Source organism: Robiginitalea aurantiaca (assembly GCF_030380815.1).
GTDB classification, from domain to species: domain Bacteria; phylum Bacteroidota; class Bacteroidia; order Flavobacteriales; family Flavobacteriaceae; genus Robiginitalea; species Robiginitalea aurantiaca.
Genome location: NZ_JAUDUY010000005.1, coordinates 114,483 through 130,308, shown reverse-complemented (window position 1 = coordinate 130,308; position 15,826 = coordinate 114,483). Strand labels below are relative to the sequence as shown.

Annotated in this window: 16 protein-coding genes and 1 tRNA gene; 10 read left to right on the top strand and 7 right to left on the bottom strand. The window is 46.7% G+C overall.

Annotated elements, in window-relative coordinates; genetic code table 11:
- Positions 1 to 59: 59 nt before the first annotated feature.
- The 3 genes from QU605_RS11520 to QU605_RS11510 are packed head-to-tail and all read left to right on the top strand — an operon-like array spanning position 60 to position 2,535.
- On the top strand, positions 60 to 1,223 hold the full coding sequence (locus QU605_RS11520) for a serine hydrolase domain-containing protein (RefSeq protein WP_289725463.1): 1,164 nt from the start codon (positions 60 to 62) through the stop codon (positions 1,221 to 1,223).
- Entirely contained in the window at positions 1,220 to 1,663 is a 444-nt protein-coding gene (locus QU605_RS11515) for a YybH family protein (protein WP_289725462.1), read from the top strand. Before QU605_RS11520 ends, QU605_RS11515 begins: the two co-directional genes overlap by 4 nt.
- 56 nt (positions 1,664 to 1,719) lie before the next feature.
- A complete protein-coding gene (locus tag QU605_RS11510; protein WP_289725461.1) occupies positions 1,720 to 2,535 on the top strand; it encodes a DUF6090 family protein in 816 nt (271 codons plus the stop codon).
- A gap of 7 nt (positions 2,536 to 2,542) precedes the next feature.
- Here QU605_RS11510 and QU605_RS11505 read toward each other — a convergent pair whose 3' ends face one another.
- The 7 genes from QU605_RS11505 to QU605_RS11475 all read right to left on the bottom strand — a co-directional run bounded on the left by QU605_RS11505 (position 2,543) and on the right by QU605_RS11475 (position 9,496).
- A complete protein-coding gene (locus QU605_RS11505; RefSeq protein ID WP_289725460.1) occupies positions 2,543 to 4,288 on the bottom strand; it encodes an alpha-glucosidase in 1,746 nt (581 codons plus the stop codon).
- A gap of 90 nt (positions 4,289 to 4,378) precedes the next feature.
- Positions 4,379 to 5,233 carry an SDR family oxidoreductase gene (locus tag QU605_RS11500; protein WP_289725459.1) on the bottom strand — a complete coding sequence of 285 codons (855 nt, stop codon included), beginning with the start codon at positions 5,231 to 5,233 and terminating at the stop codon, positions 4,379 to 4,381.
- Positions 5,234 to 5,261: 28 nt separating this feature from the next.
- Positions 5,262 to 5,369, bottom strand: coding sequence for a heme-binding protein (locus QU605_RS11495; RefSeq protein ID WP_289725458.1), 108 nt, complete (start codon positions 5,367 to 5,369; stop codon positions 5,262 to 5,264).
- 32 nt (positions 5,370 to 5,401) lie between these two features.
- Positions 5,402 to 5,848 carry an SOUL family heme-binding protein gene (locus tag QU605_RS11490; RefSeq protein WP_289725457.1) on the bottom strand — a complete coding sequence of 149 codons (447 nt, stop codon included), beginning with the start codon at positions 5,846 to 5,848 and terminating at the stop codon, positions 5,402 to 5,404.
- A gap of 544 nt (positions 5,849 to 6,392) precedes the next feature.
- Entirely contained in the window at positions 6,393 to 7,574 is a 1,182-nt protein-coding gene (locus QU605_RS11485) for a hypothetical protein (protein ID WP_289725456.1), read from the bottom strand.
- 141 nt (positions 7,575 to 7,715) lie between these two features.
- Positions 7,716 to 8,996, bottom strand: coding sequence for an aminotransferase class V-fold PLP-dependent enzyme (locus QU605_RS11480; RefSeq protein ID WP_289725455.1), 1,281 nt, complete (start codon positions 8,994 to 8,996; stop codon positions 7,716 to 7,718).
- 423 nt (positions 8,997 to 9,419) lie between these two features.
- Positions 9,420 to 9,496: transfer RNA gene (locus QU605_RS11475), tRNA-Pro, on the bottom strand.
- Between the two features lie 406 nt (positions 9,497 to 9,902).
- Between QU605_RS11475 and QU605_RS11470 the strand changes: the two genes are divergently transcribed.
- From QU605_RS11470 to QU605_RS11440, 7 genes are all read left to right on the top strand, one after another.
- A complete protein-coding gene (locus QU605_RS11470; RefSeq protein WP_289725454.1) occupies positions 9,903 to 11,024 on the top strand; it encodes a hypothetical protein in 1,122 nt (373 codons plus the stop codon).
- A 110-nt stretch (positions 11,025 to 11,134) separates the two neighbouring features.
- Entirely contained in the window at positions 11,135 to 11,512 is a 378-nt protein-coding gene (locus QU605_RS11465) for a hypothetical protein (protein ID WP_289725453.1), read from the top strand.
- Positions 11,513 to 11,533: 21 nt separating this feature from the next.
- Positions 11,534 to 12,391, top strand: coding sequence for a DUF5777 family beta-barrel protein (locus QU605_RS11460; RefSeq protein ID WP_289725452.1), 858 nt, complete (start codon positions 11,534 to 11,536; stop codon positions 12,389 to 12,391).
- A 6-nt stretch (positions 12,392 to 12,397) separates the two neighbouring features.
- Positions 12,398 to 12,670 (top strand): hypothetical protein, encoded by a 273-nt coding sequence (locus QU605_RS11455; protein WP_289725451.1) that lies wholly within the window; start codon positions 12,398 to 12,400, stop codon positions 12,668 to 12,670.
- 11 nt (positions 12,671 to 12,681) lie between these two features.
- Entirely contained in the window at positions 12,682 to 13,644 is a 963-nt protein-coding gene (locus QU605_RS11450) for a 4Fe-4S dicluster domain-containing protein (RefSeq protein WP_289725450.1), read from the top strand.
- On the top strand, positions 13,641 to 14,960 hold the full coding sequence (gene nrfD / locus QU605_RS11445; RefSeq protein WP_289725449.1) for an NrfD/PsrC family molybdoenzyme membrane anchor subunit: 1,320 nt from the start codon (positions 13,641 to 13,643) through the stop codon (positions 14,958 to 14,960). The genes QU605_RS11450 and nrfD overlap by 4 nt, the downstream gene beginning before the upstream one ends.
- On the top strand, positions 14,957 to 15,823 hold the full coding sequence (locus tag QU605_RS11440; protein WP_289725448.1) for a hypothetical protein: 867 nt from the start codon (positions 14,957 to 14,959) through the stop codon (positions 15,821 to 15,823). The genes nrfD and QU605_RS11440 overlap by 4 nt, the downstream gene beginning before the upstream one ends.
- Positions 15,824 to 15,826: the final 3 nt, after the last annotated feature.

The window sequence follows — 15,826 nt, the reverse complement described above, 5'->3', positions numbered from 1 at the left end:
GATCGTTACGAATATAATCAAGATTTGGTGGTATCTTACCATGTGTTAAAACCACTTCTATGAAAAATTTGGTCTTCCTGTTAGCCCTCACCTTCCTGTGTTGTAAGTCCCCTTCGGACAACAAAGCGCAAACTTTGGAAGAGCGAAAGGAGCAACTCGGGCTGCAGATCGATTCCCTGTTTCATTCGAAAATTGCCACGGATGGTCCCGGGGCAGCAATACTGGTCGCCTACGAGGGGGAAGAACTCATCGGTAAGGGATTTGGACTGCGCAGCATAGAAGATGCAGCCCCGATTACCCCATCCACAAACATGCGGATGGCTTCAGTCAGTAAGCAGTTTACGGCACTGTGCATGCTCCGTCTGGCGGATCAAGGAAAACTTTCCCTAAACGACCAGGTGACCCAATATTGGCCGTATCCGGTTTTTGCAGGGATTACGATACTAAACCTGATGAACCATACCTCCGGAATTGCAGACTATGAATCCGCCTTTATGGAGGATTGGGATCGGTCTAACATCGTCGAAAATAAGGATGTCCTCGAATGGCTCAAAACAAATCCGGAACCTCTGTTCCCTCCGGGTTCCAGCTGGGCATATTCCAATACGGCGTATTTGGTCCTCGCCCTTCTGGTCGAGAAAGTTAGTGGCTCCCCATTCGCAACCTTTGCCAAAGAGCAGGTTTTCAAACCTGCAGCCATGGAGCGCACCACATTTTACAATCTTGCTGATCCCGTTGCAATCGACCAACGCGCCTTTTGTTATGAAAAAGACAGCAGTGGAAGTTGGACACGTAAGGATGGGTACTTTATGAATGGCGTAGTGGGCGATGGTGCCCTGTACACGAGTGTAAATGACTACTTCAATTACGACAACGCCCTCAGGAATAAGGTATTGCTCAGTGACGAAATGCATTCCCTGGTCTTTGCCCGCAGTACCATGGCTATTCCACGGGATCATGGTTTTTATTCCTTTTTATCGGATTTTTCTTTTTGGGAAAAGGAAGCCATATTCTACGCTATGGGGTGGTTTAGAAGTGGTGATGCCGCTTTCCACTCCGGCAGTTGGAACGGTACACGGACTTTTGTGTACCACGAGCTGGAACGCCCGCTGACCATAGCCCTGTTTTTGAATTCTGATGCGGATGACCTTCGTGCAGAATTGTTTGAAGAAACCTGGCAACGGGTCAATCAGTATCTCCTGGAAAAAGAACCTGCAAAATGACACGTTTCCTCTTCCCATTACTCATCCTTTTTACCCTCTGCAATGTTCACGGGTTAAAGGCGCAGAATGACGAAATCGCGATAAGGACTTTGCGAATGGCTTCCAATGAAGCGCTGAAATCCTACGATCATGAAAGGGTGCTCTCCTTTCTCACAGAGGATGTGCTTACGACCACAGGGGCGGGAACCCTGCTAAGCGGAAAGGAGGCTTTAAGGCGTTACATTGCCCAGGGCGAGGATAGTCAGATGTACTGGGTCCGAACCCCTTCAGAAATTACTGTTAATGAAGTTTCTGGCCTGGCGTGGGAAACGGGAACCTGGAAGGGATACGATCCTTCAAAGGGAACTCATTCTATTGTCGGAGGCAACTATTCGGCCATGTGGACACGGGAAACCGGAGGGTGGAAAATTAAATCCCAGTTGTTCGTCTCACTTCGATGATTTCCATTCTTAAAGTGCCATAAATCTGTAATCAACAAGCCAACCAAGAATCGATTATGATTACCCTTTTCAGAAAATTACGATTGCAACTTCTCAATCAAAATAAGATCTCCCGATACCTCTTGTATGCCCTGGGCGAAATCCTTCTGGTAGTCATCGGAATCCTGATCGCCCTGCAGGTGAATACCTGGAATGAAGAGCGTCAGCAAAAAGCTCAGGTTTCCACTTATGCCAGGGCACTCATCGGCGATCTACAGGCCGACATAAATAGCGTAAAACGAATAGCCTTTCAGGCAGAGCGTGCCTATGTTTCCCTTGACAGCCTTGCTAATTATGTCCGCAATACACCCATGGAAGAACTCAGCAACCTTAACCTCATGCTCCTGTCAGGGAATGCTTCCTACCGGCCCTTTTCCTGGAATCGGGCGACATTTCAGGAAATGAAATCCTCCGGTATCCTCTCCTTCTTTCAAAATGACAGCCTGGTCAAGAAAATGGTAAATTATGAGGCAATGACGAATCACCTGGATCTTGATTATGAGGAGGATGCCAGACTGGAGAATCAGGCCAGAGCCCAGTTGGGAAAAGTTGTGAACCGCAATTACGACAGGACCAAGGGAATTTTACGTATTACCACACCTTATAAGGAGGTACCGGTCCGGATCATTGATTTCTCAAAAACCGATATTTACCGGTCTTTGAAGAAGCAGGACATCGATTTTATCAATGCGGATCAAAAGTTACTCAGGGAATCTATTAATAATTATATTCAACTGAAGAACGAAATGTCAGTCAGGTATTCAGGAGAATTACCCTCCCTGATTTCAGATGCTGAGCAGCTGATCGATTTGCTGGAACAGGAAATCCGCTAAGGATACTTTATCTTAGAATCACACCCGAATCAGGCCCCAAACGAAGCATTCCACCTTCCAGGACTGCCTCACCGGATGCAAAAATCAACGCTTTCTTATCAGAAAGAGGCAGGTTTTTGACCTCCTCCGAAATGTTGATCATTACGGTAAGGGTCTGGTCCCGGTAAACCCGCTCATAGGCCAGGACATCCCCCTGATCGTAGTTGGGAAGCCATCTTAGGCTACCCCATTTCAGGGGCGCATTTTCATTACGGATTTGCAGTAGTTTCTGGTTGGTTTGCCACAGGGAATTCGGATCACTCCGCTGGGAAGCCACATTAATTTCATCTGCGCCTGGCAGCACTGGAAGCCATGACTCCGCCCCTGCCGTTGTAAACCCGGCATTAGGGCCGGCCTCCCATTGCATTGGGGTCCGGCAATTGTCCCTGTTGAATACTTCATCTTTGGCAAAATCAGGAAGCCAGTCGAATGCCGCCGGCAATGGATCCAGGGCTATATCCCCGGGAATATTCCCCGTAGGCATACCGATTTCCTCACCCTGATAGTAAAATGGGACGCCCCTAAGGGTCAGTTGTAGCAATGACAGGGTCCTGGCCTTCTGCATATCATCCCCCAGGAGGGTAATACTCCTTACTCTGTCGTGGTTGCTAAAAACATAGGTGGGTGTATACGGATAGGGATAAAACGCCTCAATTCTTCGGATCTTATCCCTGAAAAAATCGGCATCCCATTCCAGGGCTGAAATATCGAAAAGGAATACGAGATTCAACCCGTCCTGCTCCTGGCCCAGAAAATTCTTAAGGGTTTTGTGGTCTCCGAAGACCTCCCCTACCATAAACCTTGGGGGGTCGTAGGTATCCAGGATACTCCTCAACTCTTTTGCCAGGACAAAATCGTCGGGGTGGTTCATGTTGTATTTCTTTTCCTGCCAGAACATTTTGGTATAGTCCTGTGTAGGTATAACCCTAAGGCTAAAAGGGTTGTCAGTGAATTCCGGATCCTCGTAGATATAGTTGAAAATATCCAATCGGAAGCCGTCCACGCCTTTATCCAGCCAGTGTTGCACCATCTTAAACATCGCTTTTTTTACCTCCGGATTCCGCCAGTTCAGGTCGGGCTGAAAGGATAAAAATGAAGAGAAATACCACTGCTGGCGTGTCGTATCATAATGCCATCCGTTCATCCCGAGGGCACTGTGCCAGTTTGTGGGCGGCTCATCGGGATTACCATCCTGCCAGAGGTACCAGTCACTCTTTGGATTGTCTTTACTTAAACGCGACTCCACAAACCAGGGATGCTCTTCTGAGGTGTGGTTGAGGACCAGGTCAAAAACCACCTTCATATCCCTTCTGTGGATCTCCTGAATGAGGCTGTCCACCAACAGGGAATCACCGTACTGTGGGTCGGGCAGGTAATAATCACTTACATCGTATCCAAAATCCTTTTGGGGACTCCTGAAAAAAGGGGAAAACCAAATCGTTTCAAAACCCAGATCGCGGATGTAATCCAGGCGGGAGATAATCCCCGCTATATCCCCGACACCATCTCCATCCGAATCCTGGAATGACCTCGGGTATACCTGATATACCGTTGTAGCTTCCCACCAGGGCCGCGTATTTAATTCAGCCTCCTCTCCATGGGCTATCTCCAGCTCAGGAATGGGTTCGGAGGCGTTGGTCAGATTCACCACCGCCAACACGGCGATAGCCGTAATCAGAATCAGCAATACGCCAAGCACTATTTTTCTGAGCATTTCAAACCTTTTTTATACCTCTTAGTAAAGCTACTACATCTTGAAATTCCAATCCGGGAATGGCCTCGGAATTTATAATTACGTTTTGGTTTACCTTACTTTAAGTCCGAAATCCCGTTCTATAGAGGCGTACCATTCTTCATCACTGACGGCATTCCAATCGATCCATTGCTCATCCGTCATCGATTGCCTCCATGCGATGAACGGGGCAGCATCCGGTCCTACAGGATGTCTTAAAGTCCAGTCCGTACGATCTGCAACCTCTAAAATTTTATCCGCAACCAGGCTTGGTGGCGTTGGCGTTTTTAAAGCAGCAGAAAAAAGCGCCGCCTGCCGTTTGGAATTCGGATAAACAGAGTTTCCGGCTACCGAAATATCCTGTGCCATTTGGGTGTTGATGATCCCGGGCTCCACAATGGCCACCCTAATATTAAAAGGCTTAACCTCCTGGGCTAAAGCCTCGCTGATCGCCTCAAGGGCGTGTTTACTGGCTGAATAGCCACCGAGGGGGCTATTGGCGATATGCCCGGAAACAGAAGCTACATTGATAATACACCCTTTCCTGTTTTCCCGCATTTGTGGCAAAAAGGCTTTGGTACACCGCAGGACTCCCAAATAATTGGTGTTCATGATGGCCTCAAAATCGGATATCGGCATTTCCTCCACAGAGCCATGGCGTTCTATCCCGGCGTTATTGACCAAAACATCCACCGGGCCGTGTTCATGGAGTATGGTATCAATACACGTTTTTACGGAAGCATCGGAATCCACATCCATTTTGGAAATAGCAATATCCAGGGATTCACTACTGGCCTGTTGTGCGAGAGCCGGTGCCTTTTCCGGGTTTCGCATGGTTGCAAATACCTTATAACCTGCGCGGGCGAAGGCCAAGGCTGTTTCCAGGCCAATACCCTTACTGGTTCCTGTGATGAGTACTTTTTTCATAACATACCGGGTTTAGATTTTGGAGGTTCTATCTTTCAAGTTCAACGATAATTTCATTCTTGCGATTGAAAACTTCATAGGGTGGATTGTATCCTAAGAAATAAAATCGATTTGTATACGGGATTCCTTCAGCCATCAGGGCATCCTTTAGTTTCGCTTTATACTCCTCTATTTTTTATCATTTGCCCAACCGCCAAAGGTGATGGCCGCAACCGTTTTTTCAGGCTCTTCCCTGAATACTATTCGGCTTTGGTCGGGCTGAGGCAGGGATTGCTGTTTAAATTTTTTAGGAACCATAAACATTACAGTCATGGTATCTTCCAAAGACATAGCAACCGGAGAGGTCATGGCTATTTTTTCCTTCCGCTCATTGCCTCCAAAAATATATCCGGCCAAAATAGAAAATCCCTTGCCTGAGGTTTTCTTATATCCCACATAAGGAAGTTTAACAGAAGTAAACAAACTCGCCTCATAGGTACGGATTTCAAAGGTGTCGTATTTCCCTTCGACTACAAAAGGATAGGTTTCAATATTTCTCTGACCCGTTTTAGCCCAGATTTGGGAAAGGATAAAAAGAGCTATCAGGACTGCTAAAATAATGAGCACTATTTTCATTGGACAACTTTTCTGGAGCTAAAAATTCAAACCATTTTGAGATTTAAACCGTTCGTGTATTAAGCCGGATTTTCTAATATGTAACAGGAGTGGGCTTTAAGCGCCATAAAGGCTGTGACATTTGATATAACCGCACTTTCAAGACGTTAAACTTCTCCCAATACTGTAATATTTTCGTTCTTTTTACGTCTAATGTATTGAGCGTATAATGGAGGCAATATTGCTTCCACTACAACAGTGTCTAAAAAAATAATAATGAAAGATACGAAAAGGCAACATGCGGAACATAACGCAAGCGCGGACCGGCCATTAACACGTCACCTTAGCTGGAGAAATCACAGAAGGCATGTCTTATTAAAACTAATACGGTTTTCTTAGGCAATTAGAAAACTTTACTAAATATGAAAAGAGGGCAAAAGCCCTCTTTTTTATTTAATACCCTTCAATCCTCAGGGTTAAATTATGGCCTGAGCCTTGTTCTTATTCCTCCTGAGCGGCAAACACAAGCGACTCCTTCTACCATTTGGAGTGTGGATGGGGTATCCTAGGCACCGCTTTGATCGCACCCCGCACTATTTGCCTCGAGCAACTGTTCCAACATTTCGAGTGAATCCACTTCTACCTCGCTCCCATCGGCAAGGATAAGAGTGATCGGGAATTGTACGGTCACGCGGTCAGATGCTTTGAGCGCATCGATAAACAGAAACACTTCACTGTCATCTTCGAAAGTAATGGTATCGGAAACATCCCGGTCCGGATCAAAAACCGATACCGTTATGGGATATTTTAAATCCACACATTCAATAGTGTTATCCGGATTACTTCCTTCTTCACATGCTGCCCGGGCCGCTTCCATTTCAGCTTCATTATTGATCGTGACCCTGGTGTAGTCCTGCAGGATGATCGTAACCGGGTATACCAGTTCAACCTTATAGTCATCCATTCCCTGATCTCCAGGGGTTGCATTCTTATCGTCATCCTCATTACCACACGCCCCCAGAATATCTCCGTGATTTAAATGGGCCTGAACGGCATTCACATTAATGGAAATAGTCCTATAACCCGAACCGGTCCTGTGACAAACAAGGACGTCATCATCGTCGTCTTCATCCTCATCGTCATCATCGTCGTCGTCATCATCATCCTCATCGTCATCGTCATCATCGTCATCATCGTCATCATCGTTATCGTCCTCATCGTCATCATCATCATCATCATCACCATCGTCGTCCTCATCGTCATCGTCTTCATCGTCGTCATCGTCGTCATCGTCGTCTTCCTCATCGTCGTCATCATCATAGTCGTCATCCTCTTCCTCATCCTCACAGGCCCCAAGGCTATCCCCGTGATTGAGGTGCGCCTGAACGGCATTCACATTAATCTCTAGGGTTCTAAAACCCGATCCTGTCCTATGGCAAATAGTAACTTTATTGTGGTCAGCGGATAACAATTCAATCAGGTAATCTAAATCTTCCTCTGTTTTGATTTCATATTCTTCATCACCAATACGAACAACCACCGGTAATTCCAGCGTAAAACAATCCGCCTGATCCAACAAATTGTCGACAGTCCCATCGTTCATTGTTGTGCGTGACAACAACTTCACTACAGGGGAATCAACCAGGAGCATTTCCGCACCGCTATCCATCGTAATGGTGTCGTTATTCCCACAGCCGGAGAAAATCAATACAAGAATAACAACAGCAAATAACCTGAAATGTCCCATTAGAATTATTTATCCTAACAAAATATGAAGTTTTCAGGAGAAGGCAAACTTTATTCGATCACTGCACTTCTGGTGATCTAATTCATAAGGAAGGAGATTGACTCGCACTCGACACAAGGCAAAGCGCTCTATGACAATAAACTATGAATTTGCAATGGTGTCCAGAGCGACAACCAGGCGATCAATATCCTTCTTCGTATTGAAAATGGCAAAGGAAAGTCGAACACCGTTGAGCCCAAAAGTACTCATGGGCCGACAATCCATTCCGTATTCATCAAATAGACGATCCTTTACATCCTGAACATCTTTCCCCAGTACTTCCACCACCTGAATCCCCCCGGATAGGGAGTCCTGCTTAGGTGTTTTCAAAATTAACTTAGGATGCGTCTCCAAAGCATTCCTAAAGTATTCCTTGAGCTCATAAATACGCGCTTCTATTTTTTTTCCTCCAATGGTTTCGCGATAATCCAGTGCGGCACCAAACCCCAGGACTTCGGGTAAGTTTCGGGTATTGTAATTCTCCAGCCGGCGAATACTGCTATCCTTATAGCCCCGGGCTACAATAAGGGGTTTCAGATGTTTTTGACTTTCTTCCCTGGCATAAAAAATACCCACTCCCTTAGGGGAAAAAAGCCACTTATGGGCGCTTACGGTATAGAAATCACAACCCAGGTCCTCTAAATCAAAAGTGAACATTCCGGCAGCCTGCGCACCGTCAACAGCCACGAGGATTCCTTTTTCATGTGCCATTTTTGAAATTTGCTTTACTGGGAGTATCATTCCGTTCGTATTGACTAAATGACATATAGAAATAACCTTTGTTCTGACAGTTATCGATTTCTTATAGACTTCTACAATCTCATCCGCACTTTCCGGTAACATAGGGAGTGTAGGGCGCACTAATTGAATACCCTTGCTCTCCTGCCAAACTTTCCAAGGGCTTACCGCGCTCGAATGTTCGTGGTCGGCCAGGATGACTTCATCCCCTTTTTGAAGCTCCAGGCTTCTGGCAATGAGGTTCATACCCTCAGTGGTATTGTGGATCAAGGCGATTTCTTCAGGAGAAACCGAAAAAAGGGAGGCTGTTTTTTTACGAACGGTCTCTTTCTCTTCATTCCATCCCCCCCACATATATTTTGAGGGAAAATCGTCCAGAGTGTCCCGAAATTCATGGGTCGCTTGACGAATGGCTTTTGGACAACCACCCAGCGAGCCGTTATTAAAATAGGTTAAGCCTTCTGCAAAAGGAAATTGTGATTTGACGTTCCCCCAATAGGCTTCCGAAGTATCCTCTGTGTCGAATAAACCTAAGGTTTGCTGTAAGTCAGCAGTTGTTTTGGCCCAAATTTGCGTTGGGCTTGCGAAGGCCCCCATAGCCCCTACGCCCAGTGTTTTCAAAAATTTCCTTCTATGGTGCTCCATATCCTATTATGTCCATTTTTAGTCCCTGAATGGTACGAATTTAATCTATTATCGATTTCCATGGCCGGAAAAGACGGTAAGCGGATCTATATTTATAACACAACAAGAATAAGGGACTTTTCCAATTGAGGATTACCTCACCTGCACTCGGTGATCCAGTCTAACGAGATGTTGCTTAAGTAAATCCAACACAGCTCCGCTTTGTGGTTTTTTCATTTCCCCCCTGATTACAAAGGGGTGATTATTTAAGGAGTAGCATTCTGGATTACCCCGCCTGCGGTCGGTGATCCAGAGGAGGGGTGTTTCACAAGCAAATCCATCACAGCCTCAAGGCTGTGTGGACTTTTTTGTTTATTCCGAGCTTGCAAACAAGTTTGCACTCTTCACAAACAAAAAATCCAACGCCTTCGCGTTGGATTTTCCTGGTCGGGATGACTGGATTCGAACCAGCGACCACACGCACCCCATGCGTGTATTCTACCAGGCTGAACTACATCCCGGACTGAGTGTCCGAATATGGTCCGGTGGACCTTTTTGAGCGAGGGCCGTCCGATGTGGTGGCATCACTCGCTTTAGTCACTCAAAATTACATTCCAAAAGAAACTCAGCTCACTTCTCTTTCGGCCTGCAAATATAAAATAATCCTAATACTACTAAAGCTTTGTTCAGGAAATTGAACCGTAAAATTTTTCTCAGCCGACGCTTTCAGATGGCTTCCTAAAATTGATCAAAAAATAGTGCGACAAACCATTGGCATTAGATAATTATGTAGAATTATTCCAAATACAGAAGTTTAATGATAAAAATCATGTTTTTTCGACTGTAACATTTGTTACTTACGCAGGTATTTAATATTTTTTTAACAGTATTTAAGAATACAACCACCACCAATTAAAACAACACCTTATGAAAGTCAACAAGTTTTTCGGGCTCCTGATGATTCTGGCATCAGCATTCTTGTTTGTAAATTGTACCAGTGACCCCCAACCCGGACCCCCCGGGCAGGATGGAATAGATGGGATAGACGGGATAGACGGAACGGATGGCGCAGATGGTACAGCTTCCTGCGTATCCTGCCACGCCAACTCAACACGTGAACCTATTTTTGAAGCCTTTGCGCTTTCTGCGCACGGTGCGGGAGGCACTTTTGCACGCGGAAACCGCGCTTCTTGTGCTCAATGCCACGGAAGCGAAGGATTCATTGATTATGTCACGATGGGAGCTATTGATACTACTGGACTGACTCCTGAGGGTATTGCTCCGAAATACAACCCGGCGATGGCAGTTAATTGCAACACTTGTCACAGCAGTCACCGCACCTTCGATTTTGAAAATGACGGCCCGGATTATGCACTTCGGAATCCGGATCCATCGGATTTAGTACTTGCTCCGGGGATTACCATTGACTTCGGAGATGCCAGCAACAACTGTATTACCTGCCACCAACCCAGAAACAGCTATGAAATCCCAACAACCAATACAAGCGGGGTTTACGTGGTGACCAGTACGCGCTTCGGGCCACACCATAGCCCTCAATCCACCATGCTTGAAGGAATACTGGGTGCTGAAATCTCAGGATCCACGGGATACCCTGCGCGAGCCTCGGCTACCCACCGTACAGGTTCTTCTTGTGTACAATGCCATATGGGAGATGCCACAGCCGCTGACGAAGGAGGTCACTCGTGGAATCCGACAGAAGCTGCCTGCGTTCAGTGTCACCCGAACGGGGCACCAGAAGGTATTGAGAACTTTGAAGCCGATATGAGTACCCTGCTCGCACTTCTCACGCAAGTGGAAGGTGAAGGCTACGATGAAGACGAGGATGGCAACATCATTCCTAACGGAGAGCCTGTAATAGGAATCCTTCAGGAAAATGGACGTTCTCGACAAGGTATCTTTCCAACCGCCGCAGCCCAGGCGGCCTGGAATTACAAAACCCTAGAGGAAGATCAGAGTAAAGGGACGCATAATCCCAATTATTCTAAAGCTTTGCTAAAGAATTCCCTCGAAGCGCTCCAGAACGACTAAGACCGAACTTCTAAGCACCGGGGCAAGACTGAAGTATCAGATTTTGTCCCTGGGCTTTGAAGGGATTGGCTACTCCAGCACACATAAGGGTACTTATTAAATCATACACGATGAAGAAAAAAACACTTCAGTTTCTGGCAGGTTGCTTACTCGTATTTGGTACGGCCTGTTATTACGATACCGAAATAGAAGAGGATCTGATCCCACCCCCGGAAGATGAGATCACCTATACCGAGGATGTTCAGCCAATTATTTCCAGATACAACTGTACGCAATGCCATAACGGTTTGGAACCTGCTCCGGACCTGCGGGAGGAAAGTACCCCGGATTCCTTGTTTCCGGATTATGTTGTGCCCGGCGACGGAGCGGGAAGTGTTTTTTATCAACGACTACCCGGGAATGGTAATCACCCGAATGTTGGCATAAACCTCAGCAACAGTGAAATTGACCTGATAGAAGCCTGGATAGACCGGGGTGCTCTGGAATAATTAACCTAAAGAACCTCAAAGATGAGACCACTATATTTTCTCTTTCTAATTTTGTGCTGCATCCCGCTGACTGTGACGAGTCAGGAAACCGAAGCGGATACTGTCGAGGTCGTTGATAAGCCCGAGCGGCCGGCTTTTGAAAGCAGTTTTCTGATTGACAATCCAACAGATAAAATTTACTTAAAAAACACCCTGGAAGCCGTTATGCAACACCGTTTCGGCACTATAGGCGGAGGGGAAAATGATCTTTTGGGGATTTGGGGGGCTGCCAACATTCGCCTTGGATTGACGTATACCATTCACGAGCGATTGCAGGTCGGAATAGGCACGGAAAAACTCCGCAGGCTCCAGGATTTTAACTGGAAAGTTGGACTCTTAAGGCAAACAAGATCTGGTAAAGTGCCGGTCAACGTAAGTTATTATGGAAATTTTGTTGTCGACGCCCGAAAGAAGGAGAATTTTTCGCTGGAACAGCACAGGTATTCCTTTTTCCACCAGCTCATTGTTTCGCGGAGGTTCTCTCCGAATCTCTCACTGCAGGTTGCCGGGAGTATTTCACACTTTAATTTGGTTAAGGAAGGTCAGAAAAACGATGTTTTTGGCCTGGCAGTTGGCGGCAGGTATAAAGTGACTCCCCAGACCTCCATCACCATGGAGTACAGCATTCCGTTTGCCGATTATGATGGGTACAACTATCCCGAACCCGGATTTAGCATAGGGGCGGAATTTGTGACCTCCTCCCACGCTTTCCAGGTGTATCTTTCTTCCCTGAACGGGATTACGCCACAGGCGAACTACTTCTACAATGAAAACAATTTTTTCAAGGGGACCCGGAACATTCTCCTGGGCTTCACCATAACCCGGTTGTATAATTTCTAAGCCCGCATGAAAAAAAATTCAAAAAACCCGAAAGGCATTAACCGAAGAAAATTTCTGCCAATCCTGGGTACGGGACTCCTTTTACCCCTGCTACCTGCACAGGCGCGGGCCTCAGAAACGGATACACCGGATTCAGCGGAGTACAAAACACTACTAAAACCGGATGGGACTGCTGTCCGGGTTAAGGTGAGTAGTCTTGAAAAATCTATAGTGGTCAAAAAGAAAATCAGCAATTCCGAACTTTTAAACTGGCTGGATACCGATAAGAAGGGTCAGTAGCACTTTGAATTATGGACGATCAGATTAAAGATACCAGACGCAAGTTTCTGAATAATGGGTGGAAAATCGGCCTGGCTTCCATGATAGGCGGAGCTGCTCTTGCCCACTTGAAAGAAGGGTTCGCTTTTGAAGACACCACTCCTTCGGGGGAAACCATGGAGCTCATGGATGTCGATGGGAATATTATTGAAGTAGACCCCATGGATGTCGAGGAGTTGGACCTGGACCATGTAACCCATAATGTAAGAAGAGGGATGCCCGGTCGGAAATTTACAATGGTGGTGGACCTGGCAAAATGCCAGAACGCCCTGGCCTGCCAGCGCTCCTGTAACAAACATCACTTCGTGACCGGGGACAACGCCTGGCTGAAAATTTATAAAATGCAGGAAACTGAGGATACCTCCCCATACTGGATGCCCACCATGTGTATGCATTGTGACCAGCCTGCCTGTGTGACGGTATGCCCGGTGGATGCCACTTTCAAGCGTGAAGACGGTTTGGTACTCATCGACAATGACCGATGTGTGGGCTGCCGGTTCTGCATGGCCGCCTGCCCCTACTCCACCAGGGTCTTCAACTGGAGCGAACCCAATCAGGAGTTTGAAATGAACATGGACATGGTGGAAGAATTGCACAGTCCGGAGCACGCGGGAATGCCCAGTGTTAAAGGTACGGTTGACAAATGTGATTTCTGCCCCCACCAGGCCGAAAAAGGAGAACTTCCCCACTGCGTAACCGCCTGCCCGAACGGGGTATTCTATTTTGGCGATAAATACGAGGATACGGTGACCAACGGAAACGAAACCGTACGGCTGAGTAAACTCCTGGAAGAAAATGCGGGATACCGCCTTTTTGAGGATTTGGGAACAGAGCCAAGCGTTTATTACCTGCCACCCAAAGACCGGCTCCCTTTTGAGGAAGGCCTGGAAAACTATAACGAGTTCCAATCGGTTGAAAAGCCTGATGCACCATGAGCAAGTATGACCAGTTGATAAAGGATTTAGGGCCCCGGAAGTTTTCCCTCAAAGGTAAACTCTGGGTTGCCTTGTTGCTGGCAGTGACCGTAGCAGGCATCATCGCTTATGTCGATCAGTTGATCAGGGGACAGGTCGTCACCAATATGCGGGATTACGTCCTGTGGGGTCTCTACATCTCAAATTTTGTCTTCTTCGTGGCTACGAGCTTTGTGGCCGCCCTTGTAGTCGCTGCCTTACGGCTGACCAAAAACGAATGGCGGAGGCCTTTTGTACGGATGGCTCAAATTGTCGCCCTGGCCTGTATCATTATGGCTGGGATTACGATTATTATCGACATGGCCCGCCCGGACCGGATGATGAATCTGTTTATTCACGCCAGACTGCAGTCTCCAATCACTTGGGATGTAATTATCATACCCACCTTTATCGTTGTAAGCTTGTTGCTGCTCTATTTCCCACTCATACCGGACCTCGCAATTTTAAGGGATCACTACAGTGGAACGAACAAAAAGCTGAGCAAGATCTATGGATTTTTCGCAATGAAGTGGCGTTGGAGCCAACAACAGATTAATCTTCAGGGGAAATCCATCCATTTGCTTGTACTGATGATCATCCCGTTGGGCCTTATTCTCGAATCCATTGACGCATACCTCTTTTCAACTACGTATCGGGTTGGCTGGAACAGTACCAACTTTGGCCCATACTTCATTTCGGGTGCCATGGTTTCCGGGCTTGGGGCGCTAATCACGGTGGTCTATATCGTACGAAAAAACAAACAGCTGGAAAATTACATCACGGAATATCACTTTGATAAAATTGGCAAACTCTTCAATCTGACATGCCTTATTTATGTGTATTTCAATATCAATGAATATCTGGTACCCTTGTTTACAGCCAAAAAAGGGGAAAGCGAACACCTTGAGACCTTATTGAGAGGAGAATTTGCCATCCCATTCTGGATTGTGACACTTGTGGGTCTGGTCTTCCCTGCCATCCTGCTTATTTTCAAACGGTTTCGAAAACCCCGACCTCTATATCTGATCGCCATCGTCGTCGTTCTCGGTGCCTATTGGAAGCGGTATTTAATCGTTACCCCCACCCTGCTTCATCCCTATTTACCCATTCAGGGAGTACCGGAAAACTGGCATTATTACTTCCCAAGCGTTCACGAGTGGCTGATCACAGGGGCGACCCTTGCCATGGCATTGCTGATCATAACCTTGTTGATCCGCTATGTCCCGGTCATATCCATCGACCGGCTTGCAGAGGAAGAGGCCGAACGTCTAACCTCGGAAAAAAAGGCTGCAGCATGATCAGAGGCTCAAAAATCAATCGCCCTTTATTGCAGGGTATCTCCTGCATCCTGCTAGTGTTTTTCATTCAGGCAGGCCTGGCCCAGGATAAGGAACGTCTCAGACTTTCTACCTCTTATACCAAGGTGATGGACGGCCCCCTGTATCTGGATTTTCAAACCTCCGCCCGGATCGACAAAACGAACATCACTGTCCCTGACGCTGAACTTGAGGTGTATTATGAAGTAGACGGGCAGGAATTTCCCCTCGGGACCACAATCACTGGCCCTGATGGCAAAGGGCAATTTACTCTGGAGGGATTAGAGGCTATCCAACCGGATTCCACAGGCCTTTATATTCTCGGAGCGTCTTTTGCAGGCAATGATACTTTCAGAAGAGCCAGCAGCTCCGTTGAATTCAGGGATGCCCTTCTGATTGCTTCCCTGGTTCAAAAAGACAGCCTGAACTTTATAGAAGCCACATTAAAGGATAAGGCACTGGATAGCACTATTGCCGATGCACTGATCAGAGTACAGGTCACCCGGATGTTTAAACCTTTGGTGATTAGTGAAGACCTCCTGATGACCGACGAATCCGGCACTGTCATGGTTGAGATTCCCGCGGACATTCCCGGAAAGGATGGCAATCTGTCCATGGAAGTAGTTATTGAAGAAAACGACGATTATGGAACCGTTAAAGCCCGTCTGGATGCCGCGGTTGGCACTCCTATTGTCACATCGAGTACGTATGACCAGAGAACCCTTTGGGGACGCAGCGGTCGCGCGCCTTTGTTTATTCTGTTCTTTACTGGAATGCTGGTGATTGGTTCCTGGGGTATTATCTTTTATTTACTTTTTAATCTTTATAAAATCACTAAAAACTGATCT

Bases quoted from the DNA above. Each gene is read 5' to 3' on its own strand.
- QU605_RS11520 (WP_289725463.1), top strand. From the start codon at position 60: ATGAAAAATTTGGTCTTCCTGTTAGCCCTCACCTTCCTGTGTTGTAAG.
- QU605_RS11515 (WP_289725462.1), top strand. From the start codon at position 1,220: ATGACACGTTTCCTCTTCCCATTACTCATCCTTTTTACCCTCTGCAAT.
- QU605_RS11510 (WP_289725461.1), top strand. From the start codon at position 1,720: ATGATTACCCTTTTCAGAAAATTACGATTGCAACTTCTCAATCAAAAT.
- QU605_RS11505 (WP_289725460.1), bottom strand. From the start codon at position 4,288: ATGCTCAGAAAAATAGTGCTTGGCGTATTGCTGATTCTGATTACGGCT.
- QU605_RS11500 (WP_289725459.1), bottom strand. From the start codon at position 5,233: ATGAAAAAAGTACTCATCACAGGAACCAGTAAGGGTATTGGCCTGGAA.
- QU605_RS11495 (WP_289725458.1), bottom strand. From the start codon at position 5,369: ATGGCTGAAGGAATCCCGTATACAAATCGATTTTATTTCTTAGGATAC.
- QU605_RS11490 (WP_289725457.1), bottom strand. From the start codon at position 5,848: ATGAAAATAGTGCTCATTATTTTAGCAGTCCTGATAGCTCTTTTTATC.
- QU605_RS11485 (WP_289725456.1), bottom strand. From the start codon at position 7,574: ATGGGACATTTCAGGTTATTTGCTGTTGTTATTCTTGTATTGATTTTC.
- QU605_RS11480 (WP_289725455.1), bottom strand. From the start codon at position 8,996: ATGGAGCACCATAGAAGGAAATTTTTGAAAACACTGGGCGTAGGGGCT.
- QU605_RS11470 (WP_289725454.1), top strand. From the start codon at position 9,903: ATGAAAGTCAACAAGTTTTTCGGGCTCCTGATGATTCTGGCATCAGCA.
- QU605_RS11465 (WP_289725453.1), top strand. From the start codon at position 11,135: ATGAAGAAAAAAACACTTCAGTTTCTGGCAGGTTGCTTACTCGTATTT.
- QU605_RS11460 (WP_289725452.1), top strand. From the start codon at position 11,534: ATGAGACCACTATATTTTCTCTTTCTAATTTTGTGCTGCATCCCGCTG.
- QU605_RS11455 (WP_289725451.1), top strand. From the start codon at position 12,398: ATGAAAAAAAATTCAAAAAACCCGAAAGGCATTAACCGAAGAAAATTT.
- QU605_RS11450 (WP_289725450.1), top strand. From the start codon at position 12,682: ATGGACGATCAGATTAAAGATACCAGACGCAAGTTTCTGAATAATGGG.
- nrfD (WP_289725449.1), top strand. From the start codon at position 13,641: ATGAGCAAGTATGACCAGTTGATAAAGGATTTAGGGCCCCGGAAGTTT.
- QU605_RS11440 (WP_289725448.1), top strand. From the start codon at position 14,957: ATGATCAGAGGCTCAAAAATCAATCGCCCTTTATTGCAGGGTATCTCC.